This window comes from Leucobacter chironomi DSM 19883 (genome assembly GCF_000421845.1).
Taxonomy (GTDB): Bacteria; Actinomycetota; Actinomycetes; order Actinomycetales; family Microbacteriaceae; genus Leucobacter; species Leucobacter chironomi.
The window spans coordinates 61,064-85,446 of sequence record NZ_ATXU01000003.1 but is presented as its reverse complement, the minus strand read 5'-3'; the positions used below and the strand labels follow the sequence as shown (position 1 = coordinate 85,446).

General features: G+C 70.4%; 26 protein-coding genes and 1 tRNA gene. 13 read left to right on the top strand and 14 right to left on the bottom strand.

Translation table 11 applies throughout. The features are described 5' to 3' along the window. Window positions 1-84 precede the first annotated feature (84 nt). Window positions 85-1,458 carry a TrkH family potassium uptake protein gene (locus H629_RS0104180; RefSeq protein WP_024356093.1) on the bottom strand — a complete coding sequence of 458 codons (1,374 nt, stop codon included), beginning with the start codon at window positions 1,456-1,458 and terminating at the stop codon, window positions 85-87. Window positions 1,459-1,659: 201 nt separating this feature from the next. On the opposite strand from H629_RS0104180, the gene H629_RS0104175 reads away from it, so the two are divergent. From H629_RS0104175 to deoC, 5 genes are all read left to right on the top strand, one after another. Further along, the gene (locus H629_RS0104175; protein WP_024356092.1) at window positions 1,660-2,142 is read left to right on the top strand and encodes an ArsR/SmtB family transcription factor; all 483 of its coding nucleotides are present in this window, start codon (window positions 1,660-1,662) and stop codon (window positions 2,140-2,142) included. Between the two features lie 113 nt (window positions 2,143-2,255). Continuing rightward, a complete protein-coding gene (locus H629_RS14755; protein WP_005504750.1) occupies window positions 2,256-2,354 on the top strand; it encodes a 30S ribosomal protein bS22 in 99 nt (32 codons plus the stop codon). A gap of 109 nt (window positions 2,355-2,463) precedes the next feature. Further along, the gene (locus tag H629_RS0104165; protein ID WP_024356091.1) at window positions 2,464-2,754 is read left to right on the top strand and encodes a glutaredoxin family protein; all 291 of its coding nucleotides are present in this window, start codon (window positions 2,464-2,466) and stop codon (window positions 2,752-2,754) included. Window positions 2,755-2,782: 28 nt separating this feature from the next. Continuing rightward, window positions 2,783-3,085: a Dabb family protein gene (locus tag H629_RS0104160; protein ID WP_024356090.1), complete on the top strand. Its 303-nt coding sequence runs from the start codon at window positions 2,783-2,785 to the stop codon at window positions 3,083-3,085. 7 nt (window positions 3,086-3,092) lie between these two features. Next, window positions 3,093-3,791, top strand: a complete 699-nt coding sequence (gene deoC / locus H629_RS0104155; protein WP_024356089.1) for a deoxyribose-phosphate aldolase — start codon at window positions 3,093-3,095, stop codon at window positions 3,789-3,791. Window positions 3,792-3,797: 6 nt separating this feature from the next. On the opposite strand, the gene H629_RS0104150 is transcribed toward deoC, so the two are convergent. Continuing rightward, complete coding sequence (locus H629_RS0104150; protein WP_240471036.1) at window positions 3,798-4,658, bottom strand: helix-turn-helix domain-containing protein; 861 nt, start codon at window positions 4,656-4,658, stop codon at window positions 3,798-3,800. Window positions 4,659-4,692: 34 nt separating this feature from the next. Here H629_RS0104150 and H629_RS0104145 point away from each other — a divergent pair, with 34 nt between their 5' ends. Further along, window positions 4,693-5,196 (top strand): VOC family protein, encoded by a 504-nt coding sequence (locus H629_RS0104145; protein ID WP_024356087.1) that lies wholly within the window; start codon window positions 4,693-4,695, stop codon window positions 5,194-5,196. A gap of 13 nt (window positions 5,197-5,209) precedes the next feature. Here the strand turns inward: H629_RS0104145 and H629_RS0104140 are convergent, their stop codons facing one another. Then, window positions 5,210-5,773, bottom strand: coding sequence for a helix-turn-helix domain-containing protein (locus tag H629_RS0104140; protein WP_024356086.1), 564 nt, complete (start codon window positions 5,771-5,773; stop codon window positions 5,210-5,212). A 68-nt stretch (window positions 5,774-5,841) separates the two neighbouring features. Here H629_RS0104140 and H629_RS0104135 point away from each other — a divergent pair, with 68 nt between their 5' ends. Then, the gene (locus H629_RS0104135; protein ID WP_024356085.1) at window positions 5,842-7,530 is read left to right on the top strand and encodes an FAD-dependent oxidoreductase; all 1,689 of its coding nucleotides are present in this window, start codon (window positions 5,842-5,844) and stop codon (window positions 7,528-7,530) included. On the opposite strand, the gene H629_RS0104130 is transcribed toward H629_RS0104135, so the two are convergent. The 5 genes from H629_RS0104130 to aspS all read right to left on the bottom strand — a co-directional run bounded on the left by H629_RS0104130 (window position 7,524) and on the right by aspS (window position 13,097). Further along, window positions 7,524-9,083, bottom strand: coding sequence for a choice-of-anchor G family protein (locus H629_RS0104130; RefSeq protein ID WP_161607974.1), 1,560 nt, complete (start codon window positions 9,081-9,083; stop codon window positions 7,524-7,526). The two genes, H629_RS0104135 and H629_RS0104130, sit on opposite strands and share 7 nt — an antisense overlap. A gap of 106 nt (window positions 9,084-9,189) precedes the next feature. Continuing rightward, window positions 9,190-9,945, bottom strand: a complete 756-nt coding sequence (locus H629_RS13955; protein WP_024356083.1) for a hypothetical protein — start codon at window positions 9,943-9,945, stop codon at window positions 9,190-9,192. Further along, a complete protein-coding gene (locus H629_RS0104120) occupies window positions 9,942-10,613 on the bottom strand; it encodes a S24/S26 family peptidase (RefSeq protein WP_024356082.1) in 672 nt (223 codons plus the stop codon). Before H629_RS0104120 ends, H629_RS13955 begins: the two co-directional genes overlap by 4 nt. 84 nt (window positions 10,614-10,697) lie before the next feature. Continuing rightward, a complete protein-coding gene (locus tag H629_RS0104115) occupies window positions 10,698-11,393 on the bottom strand; it encodes a hypothetical protein (RefSeq protein ID WP_024356081.1) in 696 nt (231 codons plus the stop codon). A 360-nt stretch (window positions 11,394-11,753) separates the two neighbouring features. After that, window positions 11,754-13,097: an aspartate--tRNA(Asn) ligase gene (aspS, locus tag H629_RS0104110; RefSeq protein ID WP_240471034.1), complete on the bottom strand. Its 1,344-nt coding sequence runs from the start codon at window positions 13,095-13,097 to the stop codon at window positions 11,754-11,756. A 105-nt stretch (window positions 13,098-13,202) separates the two neighbouring features. Between aspS and H629_RS0104105 the strand changes: the two genes are divergently transcribed. The 4 genes from H629_RS0104105 to resB are packed head-to-tail and all read left to right on the top strand — an operon-like array spanning window position 13,203 to window position 16,876. Next, the gene (locus H629_RS0104105) at window positions 13,203-13,847 is read left to right on the top strand and encodes a histidine phosphatase family protein (protein ID WP_024356079.1); all 645 of its coding nucleotides are present in this window, start codon (window positions 13,203-13,205) and stop codon (window positions 13,845-13,847) included. After that, window positions 13,844-14,482, top strand: coding sequence for a TlpA family protein disulfide reductase (locus H629_RS0104100; RefSeq protein ID WP_024356078.1), 639 nt, complete (start codon window positions 13,844-13,846; stop codon window positions 14,480-14,482). The genes H629_RS0104105 and H629_RS0104100 overlap by 4 nt, the downstream gene beginning before the upstream one ends. Before the next feature lie 2 nt (window positions 14,483-14,484). Then, a complete protein-coding gene (locus H629_RS0104095; protein WP_024356077.1) occupies window positions 14,485-15,228 on the top strand; it encodes a cytochrome c biogenesis CcdA family protein in 744 nt (247 codons plus the stop codon). Then, complete coding sequence (gene resB, locus H629_RS0104090) at window positions 15,212-16,876, top strand: cytochrome c biogenesis protein ResB (RefSeq protein ID WP_024356076.1); 1,665 nt, start codon at window positions 15,212-15,214, stop codon at window positions 16,874-16,876. The genes H629_RS0104095 and resB overlap by 17 nt, the downstream gene beginning before the upstream one ends. A gap of 146 nt (window positions 16,877-17,022) precedes the next feature. On the opposite strand, the gene H629_RS0104085 is transcribed toward resB, so the two are convergent. Both H629_RS0104085 and H629_RS0104080 read right to left on the bottom strand, forming a co-directional pair. Then, a complete protein-coding gene (locus H629_RS0104085) occupies window positions 17,023-17,796 on the bottom strand; it encodes a hypothetical protein (protein ID WP_152485641.1) in 774 nt (257 codons plus the stop codon). 255 nt (window positions 17,797-18,051) lie between these two features. Next, window positions 18,052-18,690, bottom strand: a complete 639-nt coding sequence (locus H629_RS0104080) for a CHAP domain-containing protein (protein WP_024356074.1) — start codon at window positions 18,688-18,690, stop codon at window positions 18,052-18,054. 193 nt (window positions 18,691-18,883) lie between these two features. On the opposite strand from H629_RS0104080, the gene H629_RS0104075 reads away from it, so the two are divergent. Continuing rightward, window positions 18,884-18,971 (top strand) — tRNA-Ser (locus H629_RS0104075). A 172-nt stretch (window positions 18,972-19,143) separates the two neighbouring features. Here H629_RS0104075 and H629_RS0104070 read toward each other — a convergent pair. The 4 genes from H629_RS0104070 to H629_RS0104055 form a co-directional block, all read right to left on the bottom strand. Further along, a complete protein-coding gene (locus tag H629_RS0104070; RefSeq protein WP_024356073.1) occupies window positions 19,144-19,953 on the bottom strand; it encodes an ABC transporter permease in 810 nt (269 codons plus the stop codon). Window positions 19,954-19,983: 30 nt separating this feature from the next. Continuing rightward, entirely contained in the window at window positions 19,984-20,868 is an 885-nt protein-coding gene (locus H629_RS0104065; protein ID WP_024356072.1) for an ABC transporter permease, read from the bottom strand. Window positions 20,869-21,019: 151 nt separating this feature from the next. Further along, window positions 21,020-22,198 (bottom strand): extracellular solute-binding protein, encoded by a 1,179-nt coding sequence (locus tag H629_RS0104060; protein WP_024356071.1) that lies wholly within the window; start codon window positions 22,196-22,198, stop codon window positions 21,020-21,022. An 80-nt stretch (window positions 22,199-22,278) separates the two neighbouring features. After that, window positions 22,279-23,379 (bottom strand): ABC transporter ATP-binding protein, encoded by a 1,101-nt coding sequence (locus H629_RS0104055; protein WP_024356070.1) that lies wholly within the window; start codon window positions 23,377-23,379, stop codon window positions 22,279-22,281. Between the two features lie 196 nt (window positions 23,380-23,575). Between H629_RS0104055 and H629_RS13950 the strand changes: the two genes are divergently transcribed. Then, window positions 23,576-24,382, top strand: coding sequence for a FadR/GntR family transcriptional regulator (locus H629_RS13950; protein ID WP_024356069.1), 807 nt, complete (start codon window positions 23,576-23,578; stop codon window positions 24,380-24,382). The last annotated feature ends 1 nt before the right edge of the window (window position 24,383 follow it).

Genomic DNA, 24,383 nt, shown 5'->3' with positions numbered 1-24,383 from the left:
CGGTGATCTCAACGCGAATATCAACCAATGATCTGCCTTCCTCGAGGCGTCGTCGATGGGGCGGCGGCAATCCCTGCGCGAGTATCAGCCAACGATCGGCCTCTCCTCGGGGAGTTTGAAGAGGCGGGACCGGCTCGACGCCGCGACGGCTGCGGCCAGCGTCACCGTGCCTACACGGCCCGCCCACATGGTGGCCGCGAGAATGTACTTCCCGGGGTCGGAGACCTCGCTCGACAGCCCGGTCGACAGCCCGCAGGTGCCGAACGCCGAGATCACTTCGAAGAGCACGACGTCGAGGGGGCGGCCCGTCAGCTGCAGCAGCGCGACCGTCGCGACCAGCACGATCGTCGCACCCCAGATGAGGATCGACACCGACACGCGCAGCACCTCGTTCGGGATGCGCCGGTCGAACACCTGGATGTCGCGGTAGCCGCGAGCCTCGGCGTAGGCGGCGAGGAAGAGCACGGCGAGCGTGGTGACTTTGATGCCGCCCGCCGTCGACGCCGATCCGCCGCCCACGAACATGAGCATGTCCATGACCAGCAGGGTCGAGCCGTTCATGTCGATGGGGTCGATGATTCCGAGCCCGCCCGAGCGGGTCATCACCGACATGTACCCCGAGCTCAGCAGCGTCTCCCAGAAGCCCTGGCCGCCGAGCGTCGCCGGGTTGGCGAACTCGAGCCCGGCGATGGCGACCCAGCCCACGACCACGAAGATGAGGGTCGTGGAGAGGGTGAGCTTCGCGTGCAGGCCGAGGCGCTTGTGCGCGCGCCAGCCGCCGCCCGTGACGTAGCGGTAGAGCGCGAAGATGACGGGGAAGCCGATGGCGCCGAGGAACACGCCGACCGCGAGCACGCTCAGCAGGTAGAGGTCGGTGTTGAAGGGCTCGAGCCCGCCCGGCAGCGGTACGAAGCCGGTGTTGGTGAACGCCGATGCGGCGAGGTAGAAGCCGTTCCAGAGGGCGTGCCAGAAGTCGTAGCCGGCGGCCATGAGCCGGGGGGTGATGAGCGCGGTGAGCGCGACCTCGATGACCACGAGACTCGTCGCCACGGCCACGAGCAGGCCGCCGATCTCGCCGAGGCCCACGGCCTGGCTCTCCGACACGTCGCGGCCCATGCGCATGGGATTGGTGTCGCCCGCGGCGAGCAGGCGCTGCCGCAGCCCCAGGCGGCGGGTGACGGTGAGACCCAGGATGCTGGCGAGGGTGAGCACGCCGATGCCGCCGATCTGCAGGCCGGCGAGGATCACCAGTTCGCCGAACAGCGACCAGTGCGCCGACATGTCGACGGTCGACAGCCCGGTCACGCAGATCGCCGAGACCGCCGTGAAGAGCGCGTCGGCCAGCGGGGTCACATTGCCGGAGGTGCTCGCGAACGGGAGTGAGAGCAGCGCGGTCCACAGCAGGATCAGGCTGGTGAAGACGAGCAGGGCGAAGCGCGGCGGGGAGGAGTGGATCATGGCGTTGATCCACGATTTCCCTGAGAGCGGGGCGGAGGCCCGACGGCTCACGGCGCGTGCCCTCACGGCTCCTTCTTCCCCTGCGGCAGTGCGAGACCGGAGGCCCGGTTCGCTCGATAGCAGTCATGCTACACACGCGGAGCGGATCAGGCACGACGGGCGGTGGGGCGAGAAACGCGTCGGCCGACTAACCTTGAGAGCATGCCAGATATTTTCGGGGTCATCGCCGACGCGACCCGACGCGACATTCTCCGCGTGCTGCTCGAGCGTCACCAGCAGGACGCCGAGATGAGCGTCTCCGAGATCGTCGGGCAGCTCGAGATCAGCCAGCCCACGGTGTCGAAGCACCTGAAGGTGCTGCGCGAGGCCGAACTGGTGACCGTGCGCGAGGAGGGGCAGCACCGGTTCTACGCGCTCGATCCGGAACCGCTCGAGATGGTCGAGGACTTCGTGATCCCGTTCCTCTCGGCCGGCTTCGACACGGAGGTGACGGTCGAGTACCTCTCCGAGGACGGCGATCGGGTGCCGGGCCCCGACGGCGACGACCCCTTCGGCAACCCGCTCGAAGACGACGAAGTGCTCTCCGAGGAGACCGCCGCCGCCGCCGAGCGGATCGGCCGTGCCGCGGCGCGCGCCGAGCACCGGGTGAAGGAACTGGTGGCCCGGTTCAAGCTGCGCACGTAGCACGATTTCCGCGATCCGCTTCGCTCCCGTTTCGCGCTCGTCGCCGAGAGCGAGTAATATAAGTGTTTTGTGGGCCGCGATACCTTCGGCCCGAGAGACGTTGTGAGGTAACCGTGGGTTCAGTAATCAAGAAGCGCCGCAAGCGCATGTCCAAGAAGAAGCACCGCAAACTGCTGCGCAAGACGCGTCACCAGCGTCGCAACAAGAAGTAATCGCGCCGAGGGCGCCGTTCGCGGCGTCACCGGAATTGCGAGACGCGGGAGGGCGTCGGGCCGAGGCTCGACGCCCTCCCGTCATTCCGGCGGGCTACACTGGTCGATCGTGACGACCGTGCAGCTCACCCTCATCGGCAAGCCCGGCTGCCACCTCTGCGACGACGCCCGCGGCGTCATCGCGGCGGTGTGCGAGGAGCTGGGGCAGCGCGGGATCCGCACCGAGCTCACCGAGCTCGACATCCTGCAGGATGAAGAGCTCGCGCGCCGCCACGCCGAGGAGATCCCGGTGGTGCGGATCAACGGGCGCCGCCACGCGATCTGGCGGGTCGACCCGGCCCGGCTCGCCGCCGCAGTCGAGAAGGCCGCGCGCGGCCCGCGACTGTTCTCGCGGACCTGACCACGCCCCACCCACCCGAAGGAGCCCCATGACCCTGCGCCACATCGTGAGCTGGAAGTTCGCCGGAGAGACCCGCGAGGAGCGCGACGCCCAGGCGGCGGAGGCGATCGCCCGCATCGCACCGCTGCGCGAGCGGGTGGCCTCGGTGCGCGCGCTCACCCTGCACCGCAACGAGCTGTTCGACGGCGCCAACTACGACCTGACGCTCATCGCCGATTTCGATGACGCCGAGGGCCTGGCCGAGTACGCCGAGCACCCCGAGCACCTGCCCGTGGTCGCCTACATGAAGACCGTCACCGCGGCCCGCGCCGCAAGCGACTTCACCGTCTGAGCGGCGGATGAGCGATCAGACCGGACTCACCGCAGGGGAGTTCCTCGACCACGCCGACCACACCCTGCTCGCGAGCGACACGACCGCCGAGCAGCTGGCCGGCTTCATCGCCGGCGCCGAGGCGCTGGGTGTGAAGCGCGTCTGCGTGCTGCCCTCGCTGCTGCCCGTCGAGAAGCGGGGTCGTGAGATCGTGACGGTGGTCGGCTTCCCGACGGGGGCGCACGCGAGCGAGGTGAAGGCGGCGGAGACGCGCCGGGCGGTGGCCGACGGCGCCGACGAAATCGACGTCGTGGTGAACCTGGGCCTCGTACGGTCCGGCGACTGGCGCGCCGTCGAGGCGGATCTGCGCGCGGTGCGCGAGGCCTGCCCCGGGCTGGTGCTCAAGGTGATCCTCGAAACGGCGGCGCTGAGCGACGACGAGATCGTGGCGGGCTGCCGGGCCGCGGAGGCCGCCGGCGCGGACATGGTGAAGACCTCGACCGGGTTCCACCCCGCCGGCGGCGCGAGCCTGCATGCGGTGCGGCTGATGGCGCAGACGGTGGGAGGCCGCCTCGGTGTGAAGGCCTCCGGCGGGATCCGCAGCGCGGCGGTCGCCCGCGAGCTCTGGGCTGCGGGCGCGACGCGGTTCGGCGTCTCCGCGACTGCGAGCATTCTCGCGTCGTGGGACGACGACGAGCGTCCGGAGGCCGCCGACGCCTCCTACTGAGGGGGCTCAGTCTGCCGCGCGCTCCCGGTACTCGCTCGGGGTGACCCCGAGCAGTCGCTTGAAGTCGGTCGTGAAGTGGGCGTGGTCGGCGTAGCCGAGTTCGCTCGCGAGCGCCGCGATCGTGAGGTCCGCGTGCTCGCGCAGCAGCTCGGCGCCCTCCTGGATGCGCCGGCGGCGGATCATCGAGTGCAGCGACAATCCGAAGCAGCGATCCGCTAACCGTTGCAGTGTGCGCGTCGAAGCGTGCAAACGCTCCGGCAGCTGGTCGACGCGCACGACACCGGGATGGGCGAGTGCGTCGGCGAGACGGTTCGCGAGCGCCCCGTCGCGATCCTCGGGCGAACCGGGCTCCGGCACGCGCGCCGCGATCCATTCCGAGAGCAGCGCGGCGGCCCGGGCGCGCCGTTCGTCCCCGGGCGAGGCGGTGTCGGTGATGGCGCGGGTCACGGCGGCGTGCAGCCGCGAGTCGTCGACGGGGCGCGCGGCGTCGCGGATCGAGGTGGGGTCGGGGACGAGCGCTGGCACGGCCGCCGGTCGCAGCAGGGCTCCGACGGCCCAGCCGCGGCCCGTCAGCACTCGTTCGGAGCGCCGCGTGGCGGGACCCGCGGCGATGACGCCGGACGGCTCGACGACCAGGTTGCAAGCGGGGAACGGCAGCAGCACCTGCCGCGACTCCTCGCCGGCGGGCAGGTCCCACTCGGGGATCCAGCACCAGCGCACGGCGTGCTCGAGGCCGGGCGACGGCGGCAGCCGGTGGAAGTCGGGCAGGCGCCGCGGGAAGAGCACGCCGCGCCGATCCTCGTTCATGGCATCCCCCGTCGGCTGCGGCGGCGCGTGCCGCCGCGAGAAGCTGGCGCGAATCTGCAAGCCGCGCCTTCGGGGCCGATCCTACGCTGAGGGCATGAACGCACACGAGACGCGCGCCGCGAACGGCGCCCACACCACCGCAGGCATGCCCCACGGCGCGACGAGCCTCACGCCCTTCCTCGCGATCCCCAAGGCCGCCGAGGCGATCGAGTTCTACCGCGACGTCTTCGGCGCGCGCGTGATCGACGCCACCGAGATGGGCGGGGCCGTGGTGCACGCCGACCTCGACTTCGGCACGGGCCATCTGCAGCTGGGCGAGCCGATGCCCGACTACCACCTCGTCGCGGCCCCTGCCGGCGATGACGACTGCTACTCGATGGGGCTGTACGTGCCCGATGTCGACGCGGTCGTCGAGCGGGCGGTCGCCGCGGGCGCCACGGTGCGCGAGGCCCCGTCCGACTTCGTGTCGGGCGACCGCTTCGCGAGCATCCGCGACCCTTTCGGTGTGCGCTGGTCGGTGATGACCCGGGTCGAGGATCTCTCCGAGGAGGAGAGCGTCGCCCGCGTGCGCGAGTGGGCCAAGACCTTCGAGGGGTGAGCGCGCGCCGCCGCTACTCGGCCTCGGCCTCGCTCGTGTGCAGGTGCAGGCGCTCGCCGACGCTGTTGAAGATGCTGATGACCTCGGCGGGCCGGGCGCCTGCGGCGCGCATGCGGTGGGGCACGGCGGTGTCGAACTCGGCGGCCTCGCCGCGGCCGAGCACCAGCTCTTGCTCGCCGAGGGTGAGCTGCAGTCGGCCCGACATCACGTAGAGCCATTCGTGGCCGGGGTGGGTCTGGGGAGCCCGCTCGGGTGCATCCGGGTGGTAGGTGATCTTGAAGGCGCGCACCTCGGATTCCTCACGGGTGAGCGGTGCGATGGTCATCCCCTCCCGGCGGATCGCGCTGCGGTGCACGCGGGGGTCGCGGTCGCGCGGTTCGAGCAGGTCGTCGACGCGGATCCCGAGCTGTCGCGTGAGGGGGAGCAGCAGTTCGAGGCTCGCCTGCCGCTTGCCCGATTCGAGGCGGGAGAGGGTGCTCGCCGACATGCCGGCGCGCGCGGCGAGTTCGTCGAGGGTCCATCCGCGCTCCTGCCGGGCCGCGCGCAGGCGGGGGCCGAGTCGGCGCAGTTCGTCCATCGCGCACCATCCTTGCCATTTCTGCAAACTCAATTGCAAGTATTGCATGGTTGGCGGAGGCTGGTGGCATGAACGATCGAATCTGGGACACCATCGTGATCGGCGGCGGCGCTGCGGGGCTCAGCGCGGCGCAGGCGCTCGGCCGCTCGCTGCGCCGCACCCTCGTCATCGACGCCGGCAGCCCCCGCAACCGCTTCGCCTCGCACATGCACAACGTGCTCGGCCTCGACGGCACCCCGCCCCTCGAACTGCTCGCCCGCGGGCGAGTCGAGGCCGAGCGCTACGGGGTCGAGTTCTGTGCGGCATCGGTGCTAGCGGTGCGCGACGACGGCGGCGGATCGCGGGGCGCCCTGCAGCTCGTGCTCGACGGCGGCGACACGATCGAGGCCCGCTCCGTGGTCGTCGCGACGGGTGTCACCGACGCCCTGCCCGCCATCCCCGGCCTCGCCGAGCACTGGGGCGAGCGCGCCCTGCACTGCCCGTACTGCCACGGCTGGGAGGTGCGCGGGCAGCGCCTCGCCGTCGTGGCCGCCTCGCCGCTGGCGATGCACCAGGCGCGACTGCTGCGGCAGTGGACCGACAGCCTCACCGTCTTCACCGCCGGGCTCGGCGATCTGACGTCCGAGGCGCGCCGCGACTTCGAGGCGCGCGGTGTGCACCTCGTCGCCGACCCGGTCACCGAGATCGTCGGCGATGGATCCCGCATCACGGCCGTGCGCACCGCCCGCGGCGAGGTCGCCGTCGACGCGGTCTTCACCTCTGGCGAGCTCGTGCCGCACGACGGTTTCCTCGCCGAGCTCGGGCTCGACCGATCGGAGACCCCGATGGGCTCGTTCATCGCGGTCGATCCGACGGGGCGCACGAGCCACCCCCGTGTCTGGGCCGCGGGCAACGTCGTGAACCCCGCCGCCTCGGTGCCCATCGTGATGGGCGCGGGAACGCTCGCCGGGGCCGCGGCGAACGCGGCGCTCGTCGACGACGACTTCGCGCTCGCCGTCGCCGGCGGTGCCCCAGCCGCAGACCCCGCAGACCCCGATCCGCCCATCGCCTCCGGCCACCGCGGAGCCGCCCACGGCGGCGACGCCGGCCACCCGCACGCCGACCCCGACGAGGATCCGGTGGCGTTCTGGGAGCGGCGCTACGGCAGCGCCGGCCCCATCTGGTCGGGGCGCGTGAACCGCTCGCTCGCCGACATCGTCGCCGAGTGGGCGCCTGGCCGCTCGCTCGACCTCGGCTGCGGCGAGGGCGGTGACGTGCTGTGGCTCGCCGAGCGGGGCTGGCAGGCCACCGGTGTCGACCTCTCGGAGACCGCCGTCGCGCGCGCCGCCGCAGCCGCCCGCGAGCGGGGCCTCACCGGCGCTCGCTTCACCACGGCCGACCTGGGCGACTGGATCGAGGAGCCGGACGCGATCGACGGCTCGGAGCGCGGCTTCGACCTCGTCACCGCGAGTTTTCTCCCGTCGCCCGTCGAGCTCCCGCGCGAGCGCATCCTGCGCGCCGCAGCCGAGCGTGTTGCGCCGGGCGGCAGCCTCGTGGTGATCTCGCACGGCGCGCCGCCGCCCTGGGCGCAGGGGCACGCCGGGCCCTTTCCCACCCCGGAGAGCGAACTCGCGCTGCTCGACCTCGACGCCGAGCAGTGGCGCATCACCGCCGAGACCCGCACGCGGCCGGCCACCGCCCCGGACGGCTCAGCCTCGCTGCTCGACGACACCGTCGTCGTGGCGACCCGCACGGCCGCGCACCCGCCCGCTCAGTAGGCGGCGCAAGGGCTGCCGGGCTGCGCGGCCCGGGCTGCCGAGCAGCCCGGCCCCACCGAGGCGCGGCCGAGATAGAGGCGCACCCCGTTCGGGCCGAGACCGTCGAGCACGCCCACCCGGATCGCGGCGACCTCGTACCGCCCCGCGGGCGGCGCCGTCGGCTGCCCGGGCGCCCAGTCCGGGGGCGGCGGCCCGCCGGAGGCCGGGGCGTTCTGCGCGTTGACCGTGATCGTCACGATGTTCGACAGGAAGAGACCGGTGTAGAGGCGGGAGACCAGCGAGAGCAGCGTGCCCGTGACACCCGCGAAGCGGGTGGGCAGGGCGGTCACGGCCGGGAGCACTCCCGTGACGACCCCGCCGATCACGCCGCCCGTACCGCCCACCAGCGTGACCAGCAGCAGATCGATCACCGGTTTGAGCACGCCCTTCGTGAGGAGGTCGGTGAGCCCGCTCAGGAGGCCTCCGAGCAGCTGCAGCTCGGCGGTGACCGTGCCGGGTGTGTTCACGCGGAGGTCGGCGAGCGTGCCGCTGACCGTGACGGCGATGTGCCCCACGTCGATGAACGGGGTGATCGAGAGCAGCCGTGCTCGCAGGTTCACCGACAGGGTCGAGGAGATCTGGATGCGATCGACGGCGCTCACCAGGCTGGTCTCGATGTGGCCGAGCCACTCGGTGAGGGCTGTCGTGAGACTCTGGGTCAGCGCGGTGAGGATCGCCGGGTCGGCGAGCAGGTTCGTGTTCGGCGGCAGACCGTTGAGCCCCTCGCCGACGCCCTCCGGGTACGCCTGCTGCAGCAGCGCGCTGGTGTCGATCAACACGGTGCCGTGCCGGGCATCGATCGCCACCACGCCTCCGCTGTCGCTGAAAGGCGTGTTGACGAGCGCGCGGGTGGGAGCCAGATCGATGGTCGCGGTGAGCGTGTTGAGCGTGATCGACCCCAGCGACAGGAGCGGCGTGCTGATCAGACCGTTGAGCAGCGCCGCCACCCCCGACTCGACCCCCGCCTTCACCCCGTTCTGGCCGATGAGACCGCTCGTGACGCTCTGCACCTGCCCCAGCAGCGTATCGAGCCCCTCCGCGAGGGCGCCCGCGGCCAGCGAGGTGAACGTGAGATCGGCCGAGGCCGCCAGATAGCGGCGTTCGAGACCCGCGACGATGTCCTCCGCGGTCGATGCGGCCACCGCCTGCTGAGCCGTCTCCGCGCCCCATGCCTCCGCACAGGCCTCGAGCTCGGCTTCACCGGCGACCGCCCCCACCTCCACCTCCAGGTCGGAGACATCGCTGAGGGTGTTCCCGAGCCCCACGTTCCCGAGCAGCGGCGAGTTCAGCAGATTCGAGAGCTTGAGCGTGGCGAGATGCGGGTACTGGCCGGTCTGCGCGTCGGCGAGGTCGATGCCGCCCGAATCCGTGACGTAGCCCGCGGCCCCGTGCGCCAGCCCGTCGGTGCGGGCCTGACCGAACTGGCCGACCACGCCGGTGCTGTTGTCGGCGAGCAGCTCGAGCAGTCCGCGGTGCCGACCGCGGCGGCGTGCGCCCACTCGGCGTCGTTCCACGTGGCGTCGGTGGTGATCCCGCCCTGCGCCACGAGCGCGGCAGACACGAGCAGCGCGGCGGCGGCCGCGCTCATCCCGCGTCCGCGATGCTGCCGGAGAGCGCGGGTCACCGCCGGGCCCCCGCATCTCGCCGGCGCAGCGCGAGCACCGCGCCGATACCGAGCACACCCACCGCCAGCGACCCGAGGGGCAGTGCATCGGCGCCGGTCAGCGCCAGCGGCGGCGCAGAACCGTCCGCCGAGTGCGACGAGCCGACGAGTGGCGGCTCCGGATCGAGCCCGGCCGGGCCGGGACCGGGCAGCTCGCCCGAGGTGTGCACCCCGAGCCCCACACGGGCCGGTTCCCCCGTGAGCGCGAGGGGATCCGCCATCGCCGGCAGCGACAGCGTCACGAGCAGCTGGCGCGGCTCCGAAGCCCGCAGCTGCGCGAGCTCGACGCGCCGACCGTCTCGCGGCAGCGCCTCGAGGGGCGTCGTGGCGAGCACGCTCACCGCACCGCCCGAGCAGGCGACGCCACCGGTGCTCGCGGGCCCGAGCTCGAAGACGCCCGAGCAGCTGTCCACCCGCGCCGTCAGGCCCCGCAGCTCCTCGGGCACCCTCGCCGCCACCAGCTCGACCGCCAGTGTGCTGCGCGAGGCATCGTGCAGAGCGGCCTCGATGAGCCAGTGCGTCGAATCGCCGGGTGCGAGCTCGGCCCGCAGCGGCGTCGCGCTGTCCACGCTCAGGCGCAGAAAGCCGGGGCGCCCGGTCTCTGCGATCTCCTCGAACACCGCGGCGGCGCGCGAAGCGGTGAGCAGCACCCCCGCGCAGCTCAGCGCCATGAACAGCACCAGCAGGACCGAGGCGGATCGACGGGGGCTCATGCTCCCACCCCCGCCGCATGCCGGCCGCGAGGCCGATCGCCGGCCGCGGGCGACGGCGCGGCATCCGGCGCGGCGCCCGGCGCCGGTCCGGCATCCGGGAGTGGGCCGGCATCCGGAGTCCGGCGGCGCGGCCAGAACGCCCAGGTGACGAGCGCGCCGACGCTGATCACGAGCGCCCCCATCGAGATCGGCGACTGCAGCAGCATGAGCGCACTGCCCAGATGCGGAACGGCGGCCACCACGCGGCGCGCATCCGCCACGACGTAGGGCAGTGCGTCCGGCACCTGGTTGGCGTCGCCCTGCATGACGATCTCGCGGGCTGCGGGATCGGCGCGACCCGGCAGGGTGCGGCCGGGCGCCGCCGCTCGCACATCGAACCCGCCGGCGGGCTGCTCCGACACGTCGCGGATCTCGATGATCCGATGCGTGACGGGCATGGCCTCGTTCGCGCGCTGCACCGTGACGACGTCGCCGACGCGCAGCTCGGCGGCGCGCACCGGCACGGTCACCGCGATCGCGCCCTGCGGCATGGTCGGTGTCATCGACCCGGTGCGGAACGCGATGAGCGTGGCCCCCGACGCCGAGGAGTAGGCGAACCACGTCGCGAGCCCGACCGCGATCGCGACGAGGAGCGTCGTGACCGCGGTGCCGAGAACCCTGCCGATCATGCCCGTCACCCCCTTCCGCGGCTCGATCCGGATACTCCGTGGACCGTGTTCGCGAGGCGCCGCCGAGCAGCGCCTCGCGAATTCTCACTCCGAGGTCGAGCGGAACTCCCACGCCGGTGCGATCGTGCGCCCCTGCAGTTCGTCGATCGTCGTGACGGTGAGGCCCGCCTGGAGCGTCGCCGGCAGGTGCAGCGCGAAGCAGTAGTGCTGGGTCGACCCGGCTTCGGCATCGAGCGCCTGCGTGGTCGAAGCCGCGGTGTCGAGGCTGACGTCGCTGATCAGGGGGGTGCCCCAGCTCGCCGCGCTCGCCGAGGTGCAGGTGTTCGTCGGCCCCGCGGGCGTGGTGCGCTTCTCGGTGTAGACCGTGACGCGGATCGACTTCCAGAGATCCTGGTAGTCGTCCACGACCGTGACCCCGCTGGCCGGCACCGCCTGGCGGAGGGTGACCGAGGCCGCCGACGACTCGGCCGTCGTGCGCAGCGCGACCGGCGCGTAGACGGTGTCGCCGGGCGACAGCGAGATCGCGCCGGCCGTGAAGGTGAGCCCGCCGCCGGAGTTGGTCTCGCGGTCGACCCAGTTGAGCGCCACGTCGGCGAACGGCGAGGTGGTGTTCTGCCGCACCTCGAAGGTGCCGGTGCCCACGCCCGGCACGCCGCCGGCCCCGCCCCAGACCCACTCCGAGTCGTTCCAGGTGGCGAGCGTGTAGGGGGCGCCGATGCCGACCACGAGGGCGCCGGCGGCGATAGCGGCGATCTTCCGGGTGTTCCGGGCGTTCCGCATCTTCCGCGGCGGTGTGTGATGTGTGGACAACGTCGTCCCCTCCCCTGAAGCGGTGGAGCCGGGCCCGCGCGCGGATGACGCGCGGGGCTCCTGATGAACCCGAAACCGTCCGGCGAAGAGCGCGGGAGCGGCTGCGGTGAGCACACACTAACAGCAGAAAAATCCCAGGCCAAACGCATATTCCGAGACCTCAGAGGGGTGATTCGCGGGCCTCAGCGGTGGGTGGATCGGGTCTCAGTAGTGCCCCCGGGAAACGCAGTAGCCCCGCACCTCCGAGGGGGTGCGGGGCTACTCGACGACCGGGCCGCCTACGGCGGCAGGCGGTTCGGGCCGCCTACGGTGGCAGGCGGTCCGGGCCGCCTACGGCAGCAGGCGGTTCGGGCCGCGGAAGAGGTAGGTCACCTCGCGGATCGACGACTGCTGCAGCATGAGCATGAGCACGCGGTTCAGACCCATGCCGAAGCCGCCGTGCGGGGGAACGCCGTAGCGGAAGAAGTCGAGGTAGAAGTCGAGCTCCTTCGGGTCCATGCCCTTCTCGACGGCCTGCGCTTCGAGCACCTCGATGCGGTGCTCGCGCTGCGCGCCCGTGGAGATCTCGGTGCCGCGGTAGATGAGGTCGTAGCTGTTGGTGAGCTCGCCGTCGCCCTCGTGGCGCATGTGGTAGAACGGGCGGATCGACCACGCGTAGTCGGTGAGGAACACGAAGTCGTGACCGTACGTCTTCTTGACGTGCGCGGCGATGCGGCGCTCGCCCTCGGGATCCATGTCGGCGTCGGCGCGGGGGATCTCGTAGCCCTCGGCCTTCACGATCTCCTTCGCCTCGGCGAGGGGGATGCGCGGGAAGGGGCGCGACGGCACCTCGAGCTCGATGCCGAAGAGCTTCTGGATCTCCTCGCCGTGCTTCTCCTTGACGGCGGAGAGGCCCGCGACGATGAGCTCCTCGTGCAGCTCCATGACGTCTTCGTGCGAATCGATCCAGCTCAGCTCGGTGTCGATCGAGGTGAACTCGGTCGCGTGGCGCGAGGTGAACGAGGGATCGGCGCGGAACGCCGGGCCCACCTCGAAGATGCCGCCGAAGCCGGCGGCCTGCGCCATCTGCTTGAAGAACTGGGGGCTCTGCGCGAGGAACGCCTTGCCCTCGAAGTACTCGACCTCGAACAGCTCGGCCCGCGACTCGGACGCCGATGCCATGAGCTTCGGGGTCTGGATCTCGATGAAGCCGCGATCGACCCACACCTGGCGCAGCGCGTGCAGGAACGTGGTCTGCACGCGGAAGACGAGGTTCTGCTCGGGGCGGCGCAGATCGAGGAAGCGCCAGTCGAGGCGCACGTCGATGCCGCTGTCGGCGGCGATCGGGTTGTCGGGCAGCGCCTTCGCGACGACCTCGATCTGATCGATCTGGATCTCGACGCCGCCGAGCTTCACGCGCTCGTTGTGCTGCAGCTCGCCCTCGACGGTGATGAAGCTGCCGTGGGTGAGTTCGCTGATCGTGGTGGTGCGCGGCACGAGGATGTCGGAGCGCGGGTTCTCGGGATCCGGCTCGCGCAGCACGCCGCCGTTCACCAGCTGCACCGCGCCGCTCTCGTCGCGCAGCACGACGAACTGCACGTACCGCTGGTCGCGCACCTTCTCGACCCAGCCGGAAACACGCACGGGGCCGTCTTCACGGGCGGCCAGATCCTTGATCAATACACGCTCAGTCACCCGCACAGTCTACCGGGCCGGGCGCGCCCCCGGCGGCGTCCGAAGCGGGGCGCGGCCGCCCACCGGCCCGGGAACTCCCAGACACGGCGAACGTAGAATGGAGCCGTGAGCGACAAACTGCTGCATCTGGTGCGCCACGCCGAGGTGCACAACCCCGACCGAGTGCTGTACGGCCGCATCCCCGGCTTCCGCCTGTCCGAACTCGGGCACCGCATGGCCGAGGCTGCGGCGCTCGAACTGGCCGGCAGCGACCGCCTCGCCGTGAAGCTGTTCGCCTCGCCGCTCGAGCGGGCCCAGCAGTCAGCGCGGCCCATCGCCAGCGCGCTCGGCCTCGAGATCGTCACCGATGAGCGCATCATCGAGCCGACCAACGTCTTCGAGGGCATGGTGAAGTCGGGCGAGAAGTCGGTCTTCAAGAACCCGCGCTACTGGTACCGCTTCGCGAACCCGCTGCGCCCCAGCTGGGGGGAGCCCTTCCGCGATATCGCCTCCCGCATGCGCGAGGCCATGGACGAGGCGTGGGAGACGACCCGCGGCGGAGACATCGTGATGGTCTCCCATCAGGCCCCCATCTGGGTCGCGCACCTCGACGTGACCGGCAAGCCGCTCGCCCACAATCCGGCGAAGCGCCGCTGCGAGCTGTCGAGCATCACCACCTTCGAGAAGCGCGGCGAGCGCTGGTTCGAGGTCGACTACCGCACGCCGGCCGCCGGGCTCACCGACGGGGCCGTCGACGTGGGGGCCGTATGAGCGCGCGCGTCAAGGGCCGCATCCGTCTCGCGGCGCTCGCCGTGCCGCTCGCGGGGGCGCTGCTGCTCACCGGCTGCGGCAGCGGTGAGAATCTCGCGCAGCAGTGGGAGGATTCGAACGGCAAGAACTACGTGTCGGGAGACGGTTCGTCGCTGAGCATCGCCCCCTCCGAGCGCACCGAACCCGTCGAGTACTCGGGCGAGACCGAGACCGGCGGCACCTTCGGCTCCGCCGATACCCTCGGCAGCGTCACCGTGGTCAACTTCTGGTACGCCGGCTGCGCGCCGTGCCGTGCCGAGGCCCCCGACCTCGTGGCGGCCTACGAGGAGTTCGGGCCGCAGGGCGTGCAGTTCGTGGGCGTCAACACCCGCGACCAGGTCGCGCAGGCGCAGCAGTTCTCCGAGCAGTTCGGCATCGAGTACCCCTCGATCATGGACAATGCGGGCGGCCGCGAGGTGCAGCGCGCGTTCGCGGGCCAGGTGCCCCTCAACGCGGTGCCCACCACGCTCGTGCTCGACGCCGAGGGGCGCGTCGCGCACCGCGTGCTCGGACAACTCGCGGGGGAGTCGCAGCTGCGCACCCTCATCTCCGAGACCCTGGCCGAGACCGGCGACGCGAAGCCCGGCGAGCAGTAGCGGTGGATCTGCAGCACCTTGTAGCCGACGGGCAGCTGCTCGTCGCATCGCTGATCGCGATCGCTGCGGGCCTGCTCTCGTTCCTGTCGCCGTGCGTGCTGCCGCTCGTGCCCGGCTACCTTGCCTACGTAGGGTCGACGGCAGGGTCGGCGCCCGGCGAGCGGCCCGCGCGCGGCCGCATGGTGATCGGGTCGCTGCTCTTCGTCGCTGGGTTCACGGCCGTGCTCGTCGCGTTCCTCGCCGCGGCGGGCACTGTGGGCGTGTGGCTGCTCGAGTGGGAGCAGCTCATCACCCGCATCATGGGCGTCTTCGTGATCGTGATGGGGCTCGTGTTCATCGGGCTGTTCGGGGCGATGCAGAACACGAAGAAACTGCGGATCAAGCCGAAGTTCGGCCTGGTCGGCGCCCCGCTGCTCGGCGCCGTGTTCGCCATCGGCTGGACGCCCTGCATGGGGCCCACGCTCACCGTGATCATGGGCCTGAGCCTGCAGCAGGGGTCGGTCGGCCGATCCGTGATCCTCGCGCTCGCCTACTGCCTCGGCCTCGGCCTGCCGTTCGTCATCGCCGCTTTCGGCTTCGGATGGATGACGCAGACCATGACGTTCTTCAAACGGCACATCCGTGCCGTGAACCTGATCGGCGGCGCGCTGCTGATCCTCATCGGTCTCCTCATGGTGACCGGACTCTGGAGCCGGATGATGTACGCACTGCAGGCGGTGATCGGCGGATATGTCACGCCCCTCTGACTACGATGACGGATCCGGCGCCGGCGGCTCGCTGCGGGCCGAGTCGCCCGAGATCGGCTTCAAGGGCTGGCTGCGCTGGTTCTGGCGTCAGCTCACGAGCATGCGGGTCGCCCTCATCCTGCTGCTGCTGCTCGCGGTCGCCGCGATCCCCGGCTCCCTCGTGCCGCAGCGCAGCGCCGACCCGAACGGCGTGATCCAGTACAAGCAGGACCACCCCGAGCTGTTCCCCATCCTCGACGCCTTCCCCATCCAGGCCTTCGACGTGTACGGCTCGGCGTGGTTCTCGGCGATCTACCTGCTGCTGTTCATCTCGCTGATCGGCTGCGTGCTGCCCCGCATCGCCCACCACTGGAGGGCGTGGCGGGGTCAGCCGCCGAAGACCCCCGCCCGCCTGCAGCGCATGGCCGGGTACACCGAGATCCGCGTCTCCAACCCGGAGGCGAGCGAGGCGGATCGCGCAGCCTTCGCGGAGCGCGCCGTCTCCGAGGCGGCCCGCGTGCTGAAGAAGCTGCGCTACCGGGTGCAGGTGCAGCGCGCCTCCCGCCGCGGCACCGAGGAGATCTCGGTCTCCGCGGAGCGCGGCTACCTGCGCGAGACGGGCAACCTCATCTTCCACGTGTCGCTGCTCGGCGTGCTCATCAGCGTCGGCGTCGGCGGAGTCTTCACCTTCAACGGCCAGAAGGTGGTCATCGAGGGCGAAACCCTCGTCAACCAGCTGATCGACTACGACACCGCCACTTCGGGCCGCTCGTTCGACAGCTCGAGCCTCGAACCGTTCAGCCTGCGCCTCGACTCGCTCGACGTCTCCTACAACACCCCCGACGACGGCAACGTCGACGCGATCGGCCTGGTGAAGGACTACGTCGCGAACGTGACGCTCACCGAGGGCGAGGGGGCGGAGAGCGAGCACACGATCCGCGTCAACCACCCGCTGCGCGTGCACGGCTCGCCCATCTACCTCATCGCGAACGGCTACGCGCCGCAGATCACGATCCGCAACGCCGAGGGCACGGTCGTGTACAGCGAGGCGATGCCGTTCATCCCCCAGGACAACCTCAACATGACGTCGCTCGGCGTGGTGAAGGTGCCGCACGGCCTGGTCGACACCTCCGGGGCGCAGACCCAGCTCGGCCTCCGCGGCTTCTTCTACCCCACGCAGACCGAGCTCGACTCGGGCGCCTACAGCTCGAACTATCCCGACCTCGAGAACCCCGTGCTCACGCTCGACGTGTTCACCGGCGACCTCGGCCTCGACAGCGGGGTGCCGCAGTCGGTGTACGTGCTCGACACCGACGGCATGGAGCAGCTGACCGGCCGAGCCGTCGACCGCGACTCGCTGGAGCTGCGGCCGGGCGACACCGTCGAGCTGCCGAACGGCCTCGGCACGATCTCGCTCGACTCGGTGCCCCGCTACGCGTCGTTCGACGTCATGCAGAACCCCGCGCAGGAGTGGGTGCTGATCTTCGCGCTGCTCGCCCTCGGCGGGCTGCTGTGGTCGCTCTTCGTGCCGCGCCGGCGTATGTGGGTGAAGGCCGTGCCGAGCGAGGACGGCATCGTGCTGCAGTACGCGGGCCTCGCCCGCGGCGACGACCCCGCCCTGGAGCGCGCGGTCGAGGAACTGCGGGAGCGCCACCGCGAGCTGCTGTAGGGCGGGAGCTTCCGGGGAGGGGCTTCTTGCCCCTCCCTGCCTGCCTCCTGCCTCCTCCCTCCCCCCGCACCCCCGCACCCCCGCCGAGAGGCGGATTTCGCAGCTCCGCCCGCGGATCCGCCTGCGAAATGCACCTTTCGCCGGGCCTAAGCCGGCGAGGAAGGCCGGTGAACAGGGATCGCTGATTCGGCCTCGCCCGCGGCGGTCTCGTCGAGAAGCCGTGCGAGGCCCGGGGCGACGCGCCTGGCAGTGTACCCGCTGAAGGAGAGCATGCGGCGCCCGGCCGGAAGCAGCCCGCCGAGCAGGTCTTCTCTGTAGAACACGAGGATTCGCCAGCCGGCGTCGCGGGCGTCCTGGTGTTTGCGAGCGTCCCGCTTGCGTTGGCTGAGCAGGCGCAAGTGCTGCTCGCCGTCGAACTCGAAAAGGCTGCGGCTTTTCACATCGGCTCCGTCGAAACGCCCGATCCAATGGCCAAGCTCATCGTGCAGTTCGAATTGCAGCTCCAGCTCCGGCATCCCCGCCCGCGCATTGGCCAGCCGCATCAGCGTCTCCATGAGCGATTCCGAGCCAACTCTGGCGAGCGCCGCGGCTGCGCGAAACCGCACCACCCCACGACCGGTCGCGGCCTGAGCGAAACGACGCAGCTCGTCGAGCGATACGTGCAGAGAAGGGTCGTAGCGGTGGGCGTCGTATCGCAGGAGGTAGTCGAGGGCGACGACGAGCTCTCTGAACGGCAGCGTCGAGGCGGCCTGCAGCACCGCGCGCAGGGGGGCCGAGGTCGGGATCCAGTCGGGCTGATCGGGCAGGGCGCAGAGATACTCCGTGGTGTCGGGAGAGTGCCGGTGGCCTGCCGCTCCCGCGCAGTTGACGCGGGCAGACCTGGCAGGAGAGGAGACATCGACGGGGGCTCCCTTCGCCACACTGATCGGGCATCCGAGGAGGGCGAGCGCCGTGGCGTGGCTGAATCTGTCACCCGGGCGCAGCCGTGGAACGTACTCGAGCGCCCGCTCCGCGAGGGTGGCCGCCGGTGGTCCGCTGCTGCGTACGCCGCTGAACGGGCCGGGGCGCTGCGGCGAGAGGCGGCGTCGAGAGGCGGAAAACGCAGGAGAAGGTCTCGTGAGGCGTGCGAAATCCGCCTTTCGGCGGGGGTGGGCGCCAGTGGGGCCCGCGCGGGTCTAGAAGCGCCAGACGGCGGCCTGGAAGCCGGCCGGGGGCGCGGGCGTCCAGCTCTCGTTCTTACTGACGAGGCCGGAGCCTCCGGGGTTGTTCGACTCGATGATGGTGAAGGTGCCGTCGTCGTGCACCTCGGTGATGAGCACCGTGTGCACACCCGTCACCCACGAGGTGGGGGAGTCGATGTTCTCGTACTGGATGACGTCGCCCGGAGCCGCGGTGGCGAGGGTGACGCGGGTCGCGTTGTCGTAGTTCGAGACGGGGTTTCCGCCGCCGCCCCAGTTGCCGCCGCCGGCCCTGATCCAGCGCTGCGCCGACATGATGCACTCGCCGGGAGCGCTCCAGCCCGTGGCCCGGCTCGTGCCGATCTCGCTCTCGGCGAGGGCGATCGTGGCGGCCACGTCGAAGTTGTGGGGGACGGTCGCGACCTCCTCGAGCGCCACGACGGCCTCGATCGATGCGCCTGCGAGCACGTCATCGTTCGTGGTGTCGAGCGTCTGGGAGATCTGTGCGGCGGCGGGCTGCACCGCGGCGACGGAGAAGTCCTCGATGGGAGCGGTCGCGACGGCCGGCGCGGCGCCGAAGGCGAACGTGACGGATGAGACCAGGCCGACTACGAATGCCTTGGCGGATACTCTCACGCGTGTACTCCAGGGATTGTCCAAACAAAAAGCGCCGGGCGGTGGCCCGAACGCCTCATCCAGTATGCGTTACCAATCCGTTACTTTCAAGTGCGGGTCTGAGAACGCTCCCAGTTTCGCCGCCGAACGGCCGGTTTCGGATGCGCGACGGGAACCCGCTAGACTGGAGGACGTTGATCGTTTCGGTCGACGAGGAGGATTCGCCTAGCGGCCTATGGCGCACGCCTGGAACGCGTGTTGGGTTCACGCCCTCGGGGGTTCAAATCCCCCATCCTCCGCCAAAACCCCACTGCCATGCAGTGGGGTTTTCGCTTTTCATGGCGGATCATTCCCCCGTCGGGCTCCGAGTGGAACCGGCCCGCACAACGCAGAACCGGCCCGCACAACACCGCGGCGGGACGGCCCGAAGGCCGCCCCGCCGCGGTGTGCCCGAGGGCGTGCGGATCCGCCCCGCTACTTCGCGTCGCCCGCGGCCGATGCCTTCTGGGAGAAGTAGACGGGGATGAGCGACAGCAGGATCATCACGGTGGCGACCACGTTCACCTGGTTCACCTCGTTGGGGCGCGCCATCTGGTTCATGATCCACAGCGGCAGCGTCTCGACGCCGGGCGGGGCCGTGAAGATCGTCACCACGATCTCGTCGAACGACAGCGCGAAGGCGAGCAGACCGCCCGCGATGAAGGCGCTGCGGAACTGCGGGAAGGTCACGAGCCGGAACGTCTGGGCGATGCCGGCGCCGAGATCCATCGACGCCTCCTCGAGGTTCGGATTCATGCGGCGCAGTCGCGCGATCACGTTGTTGAAGACCATCACCACGCAGAAGGTGGCGTGCGCGATGATCATGCCCCAGTAGCCGACGTGGATTCCCATCGGCTTGAGCACCTGGTGGAAGGTGTTCGAGAGCGCGACACCGGTGACGATGCCGGGCAGCGTGATCGGCAGCACGATCAGCAGGTTGACCGTGTGCTGCCCGAAGAACTTGAAGCGCTGCAGCGCGAAGGCGGCGAGCGTGCCGAGCAGCAGCGCGAAGGCCGTTGCGATGGACGCCACCACCACCGAGTTCAGCAGTGCTGCGTGCACGGCCGGGTTGCTGAGCGCCTTCCCCCACCACTCGAGCGAGAAGCCCGGGATCGGCCAGCCGGCGACCCGGCCGGAGTTGAACGAGTTCATGACGATCACGAACAGCGGGATGTACATGAAGCCCATGACGATGAGCGTGATGATCGCGAGGGCGATCTTGGTGCCGCGACTGAGGCGAAGCATGGCGGTTCTCCTTGGATCCTTCTCGGGCGTCTACAGGTTGTTGAGGGCGCCCGTGCGGCGCACGGCGGCGAGGTAGATGACGACCAGCACGATCGGCACGACCGAGAAGGCCGCGGCGAGCGGCGGGTTGAGGTTGATGTTCTGCGCGATGATGCTGCCGATCATCTGCGTGGACCCGCCCACGTACATGGCGGCGATGTAGTCGCCGAGGCTGAGCGAGAAGGTGAAGATGGAGCCCGCGATGAGCGAGGGCAGCAGCAGCGGCGCGACGACGGTGCGGATCGTGCGGAAGCCGCCGGCCCCGAGATCCGACGAGGCGTCGAAGAGGTTCGTGGGGATCTGCGCGACGGCCGCGTAGACCGGGATCGCCATGTACGGGAACCAGAGATAGACCAGCGTGAGGATCACCGTGAGAACCCCGAGGCCGGGCCCCTCGATCCCGAGCGGCGAGAGCGACCAGTTGAAGAAGCCGTTCTCGGTCCACACGAGGCGCATGCCGATGATCTTCACGAGGTAGCCGGCCCACAGCGGCAGCGTGACGAGCACCGCGAGCACGGCGCGCAGTCGCGGCCCGGCAACCTTCGCCATGAACACCGCGAGCGGCACCGAGAAGAGCGCGCAGATCGCGGTCACGGCGAGGGCGATGCCGAGCGTGCGCAGGGCGGTGTCGCGGAAAGCCGGCACCGTGACGACCTGCTGGAAGTTCTCGAGCGTGAAGCCGGGCTTGACGCGAGACGTGAAGGGGTCCGTCGTCCAGAACGCGGTGACGAGCAGCAGCGCGAGCGACAGGATGTAGACCCCGATGAGCCAGGTCATCGGCAGGGTCAGCAGCGAGGCCAGCCGGCCTTTGGGGTGCCGGTAGAGCGCAGTCGAGATCGGCTTGGGGCGGCGTTCGAGCAGGTTCTGGGAGCTCATGGGGGTCCTCGCTGACGGTGGAGCTGGGGTGGAGCTGGGGTGGAGCTGGAGCGATGGGATCGCGGATCGTTGGAGGGGTTCGCCGGTCGGGCGAGGGGCGTCGCCCGACCGGCGGTGGCGGATCGTCAGGATCCGCGGACGGCGGAGGGGGTCAGCCCTTCACCGTGGCCCAGGCGCTGGTCCAGTCCTGGTAGTTGGTGCACTGCACGTCCTTGCGGCCGTCGAGGCACTGGTCGATGGGGGTGGTCCAGAACCACACGTTCGAGTAGTAGTCCTCGTCGGTGGCGTTGTAGTAGTCGCAGTGTTCCTTGGCCTCGTCGCTGGTCTCGCAGAACGCGGCGTTCGCGGGGGCCATGCCGAAGTTCATCGCGATCTGGCCGTTGACGTCGGGTGCGCTGGTGTAATCCATCCAGGCGTAGCCGCAGTTCGGGTTCTTGGCCTCGGCGGCGAGCATCCACGCGTCCGACCAGCCGGTCGAGCCTTCCTCGGGCAGCACGCTCTTGAACTTCTCGTCCTGCGTCGCCTTGCGCAGCACCTCCCACGAGGTGCCGACGACGGAGTTGCCGCCGGTGAACGACGTCACGTTCGTGGCGGGCGACCAGTACTCCGACACCATCTTGTTCTGCTGCTTGAGCAGCTCGGTGGCGGCGGCGAGCTGATCCTCGTCGAGCGCGTAGGGGTTCGTGATGCCGAGGTCCGGCTCGTGCTCCATCAGGTAGATGGCGGCGTCGGCGATGTAGATGGGGCTGTCGTAGGCGGCGATCTTGCCGGCGTAGGGGCTGTCGGCCTCCCACACCACGTCCCAGCTGGTGGGCGCTTCGGTGACGACCTCGCTGTTGTACTCGAGGATGTTGGCGCCGCGGCCGATCGGGATGCCGTAGACGTTGCCGTTGAGCGTGTCGTAGAGCTGGCCCTTCATGCCCTCGACGATGTCGTCGCCGAAGTTGGGGATGAGCTCGGTGTTGAGCGGCTGCACGTTGCCGTCGACGATGAGGCGAAGGCTCGCGTCGCCCGAGGCGGAGACGAGATCGTACTCGCCGGTGCGCATGAGCTGCACGGCCTCGTCGCTCGTCGCGAAGACCTTGCGGTTGACCTTGCAGCCGGTGTCGGCGGTGAACTGATCGGCCCAGGCCGGCTCGACGAAGCCCGACCAGGCGAGGATGTTCACCTCGTTCTCCATGTCGCCGAGCTTCTCCATCATGGGGACGTCGGGCACGTCGATCTGCAGGCCGCCGGCGGTGTCGCCGCCGGCGTCGCTGCTCGCGCAGCCGGAGAGTGCGAGGCCCACGGCAGCCAGCAGGGCTGCGGGGGCGAGCAGTTTCTTGTTCATCAGTACTCCTTTGTAGTGAGTGGTGGTGCTGGAGGTTCGGGGTGGCCGGGCGGATCCGGATCCGTGATCCGGGTCGGCGATCAGGCCGCGGCGGGGGCGGTTTCCGTGCTGGGGGCGGCAGTCGCCTCACCGGGCACGGTGACCGCGTGATCCGCCGCGAAGCGCAGGCTCACCGCATCGCCGCGGCGGATGGAGGGCTCGGTGCGGGGGGTCTGGTTGTTCTGCTTCTCGGCGATGAAACGCGTGCCGAGCTCGGTCTCGACGAGGTAGCGCGTGTGGGCGCCGGCGTAGACGGCTTCGACCACGCTGCCCGCGAGTGCGACGGTGCCGGGCTCGGGGCTCGTCGTCGGGTCCGCCAGGTGGATGCGCTCGGGGCGCACGCTGTGGGGCAGCTCGCTGCCGAAGATCCGCTGCGCCTGTTCGCCCGTGATGAGGTTCGTGATGCCGAGGAAGCTCGCGACGAACTCGGTGCGGGGGAATTCGTAGACCTCGCGGGGGCTGCCCACCTGCTCGATCTTGCCGTTGTTGAACACGGCGACTCTGTCGGAGAGGGTGAGGGCCTCCTCCTGGTCGTGCGTGACGAACACGAAGGTGACGCCGACCTCGCGCTGGATCTGCTTGAGCTCGAACTGCATCTGCTCGCGCAGCTGCTTGTCGAGGGCGCCGAGGGGCTCGTCGAGCAGCAGCACCTTGGGGCGCAGGATCAGGGCGCGGGCGAGGGCGATGCGCTGGCGCTGGCCGCCGGAGAGCTGGGAGGGGCGGCGCTCGGCGACGTGGGAGAGGCGCACCTGTTCGAGGGCTTCGCCGACGAGCTTCGCGCGATCCGCCTTCGACATACCGCGCACCTTCAGGCCGTAGGCGACGTTCTCGGCGATGGTGAGGTGCGGGAAGAGGGCGTAGTCCTGGAAGACGGTGTTGACCTCGCGGTCGAAGGGTGCCGCGCGGGTGACGTCGGTGCCGTGGAGGAGGATCTTGCCGGCGGTGGGCTCCTCGAAGCCGGCGATCATGCGGAGCACCGTGGTCTTGCCGGAGCCGGAGGGGCCGAGCATGGAGAAGAACTCTCCGGCGCGAATGTCGATGTCGAGGTCTTTGACCGCGACGAGATCGCCGAACTGCTTGTGGACGCCCTGGACGGAGACGGCGATGTCGCCGTGCTCTGCGGGGGAAGTGGTGTGTCGCATGGGGGCGATGCTCCTCAACGTCGTTGTCGAACCGGGCCCTGGTGGGCCGATGTCTAGAAAGATAACATATGGGTTTATAGGTTTGGAGACGAAGGCGATCCGGGTACGTTACGTTTTGATCACGTTGCGGCTCAGGCAATCCCCACTCGAACCGTGGGAAACTCGTCAGGATCCGCAGAAAGACCGGAGGTCGTCGGTGAACAGTTCGCTCGTGCAGTCGCCTCCGAGTCGCCTGCGCACCGCCGCCTTCGCGCCGATCGGCGAAGAAGGGCGCACCGAGCAGGTGGTCTCCCGCATCGTGCAGGCCATCTCGGTCGGGGCCTTCACCGAGGGCGAGCGGCTGCCGAGCGAAACGGAGCTCTCCGGCCTGCTGGGCGTCGCCGTCGTGACCGTGCGCGAAGCGCTCGGAGCGCTGCGGCACCGCGGGCTCATCGAGACGAGGCGAGGCCGCCACGGCGGCAGCTTCGTGCGGTCGAGCCATGGCGCCGTCGAAGAGGTCAACGCGCGCGCGCTCATGGAGATGCCCCGCGTCGCGCTCGCCGACCTGGGCGTGCACTACGAGGTGATCGTGGGCGCCTGCGCCGACTACGCCTGCCTCCGGGCCACGCCCGACGAGCTCGACGTGGTGCGCGGCATCCTCGACACCGCCCGCGCGCTGCCGCCCGAGCTCTGGCGCCGCCGCATCACCGAGGTGCAGCTCGAACTCGCCGCGCTCAGCCAGTCGGTGCGACTCACGAACGAGCACGTGCGCGTGCAGACCGAGTTCACGCCGCTGCTCGGCCTGCAGGACGTCGACACGGGCGAGCGGCTGCACACCCACGACGCGCTCGCCGCCCAGATCGAGGCGACCCGCGCCGGCGACGCCGCCGCCGCCCGCGCCGTGGTGCGCGAGAGCGTTCGCAACTCGGTGCGCTGGCTCGTGGCCTTCCGCGCCGAGCTCCTCGCCGATCCGCGGGACGAGGCGTTTCGTGCCACACTTGACTCACGCCGGAGCAACCGGTGAC

Coding starts and splice junctions, on each gene's coding strand:
- H629_RS0104180 (WP_024356093.1), bottom strand. CDS start 1,458: ATGATCCACTCCTCCCCGCCGCGCTTCGCCCTGCTCGTCTTCACCAGC.
- H629_RS0104175 (WP_024356092.1), top strand. CDS start 1,660: ATGCCAGATATTTTCGGGGTCATCGCCGACGCGACCCGACGCGACATT.
- H629_RS0104160 (WP_024356090.1), top strand. CDS start 2,783: ATGACCCTGCGCCACATCGTGAGCTGGAAGTTCGCCGGAGAGACCCGC.
- deoC (WP_024356089.1), top strand. CDS start 3,093: ATGAGCGATCAGACCGGACTCACCGCAGGGGAGTTCCTCGACCACGCC.
- H629_RS0104145 (WP_024356087.1), top strand. CDS start 4,693: ATGAACGCACACGAGACGCGCGCCGCGAACGGCGCCCACACCACCGCA.
- H629_RS0104140 (WP_024356086.1), bottom strand. CDS start 5,773: ATGGACGAACTGCGCCGACTCGGCCCCCGCCTGCGCGCGGCCCGGCAG.
- H629_RS0104135 (WP_024356085.1), top strand. CDS start 5,842: ATGAACGATCGAATCTGGGACACCATCGTGATCGGCGGCGGCGCTGCG.
- H629_RS13955 (WP_024356083.1), bottom strand. CDS start 9,945: ATGAGCCCCCGTCGATCCGCCTCGGTCCTGCTGGTGCTGTTCATGGCG.
- H629_RS0104120 (WP_024356082.1), bottom strand. CDS start 10,613: ATGATCGGCAGGGTTCTCGGCACCGCGGTCACGACGCTCCTCGTCGCG.
- H629_RS0104115 (WP_024356081.1), bottom strand. CDS start 11,393: ATGCGGAACGCCCGGAACACCCGGAAGATCGCCGCTATCGCCGCCGGC.
- H629_RS0104100 (WP_024356078.1), top strand. CDS start 13,844: ATGAGCGCGCGCGTCAAGGGCCGCATCCGTCTCGCGGCGCTCGCCGTG.
- resB (WP_024356076.1), top strand. CDS start 15,212: ATGTCACGCCCCTCTGACTACGATGACGGATCCGGCGCCGGCGGCTCG.
- H629_RS0104070 (WP_024356073.1), bottom strand. CDS start 19,953: ATGCTTCGCCTCAGTCGCGGCACCAAGATCGCCCTCGCGATCATCACG.
- H629_RS0104065 (WP_024356072.1), bottom strand. CDS start 20,868: ATGAGCTCCCAGAACCTGCTCGAACGCCGCCCCAAGCCGATCTCGACT.
- H629_RS0104060 (WP_024356071.1), bottom strand. CDS start 22,198: ATGAACAAGAAACTGCTCGCCCCCGCAGCCCTGCTGGCTGCCGTGGGC.
- H629_RS0104055 (WP_024356070.1), bottom strand. CDS start 23,379: ATGCGACACACCACTTCCCCCGCAGAGCACGGCGACATCGCCGTCTCC.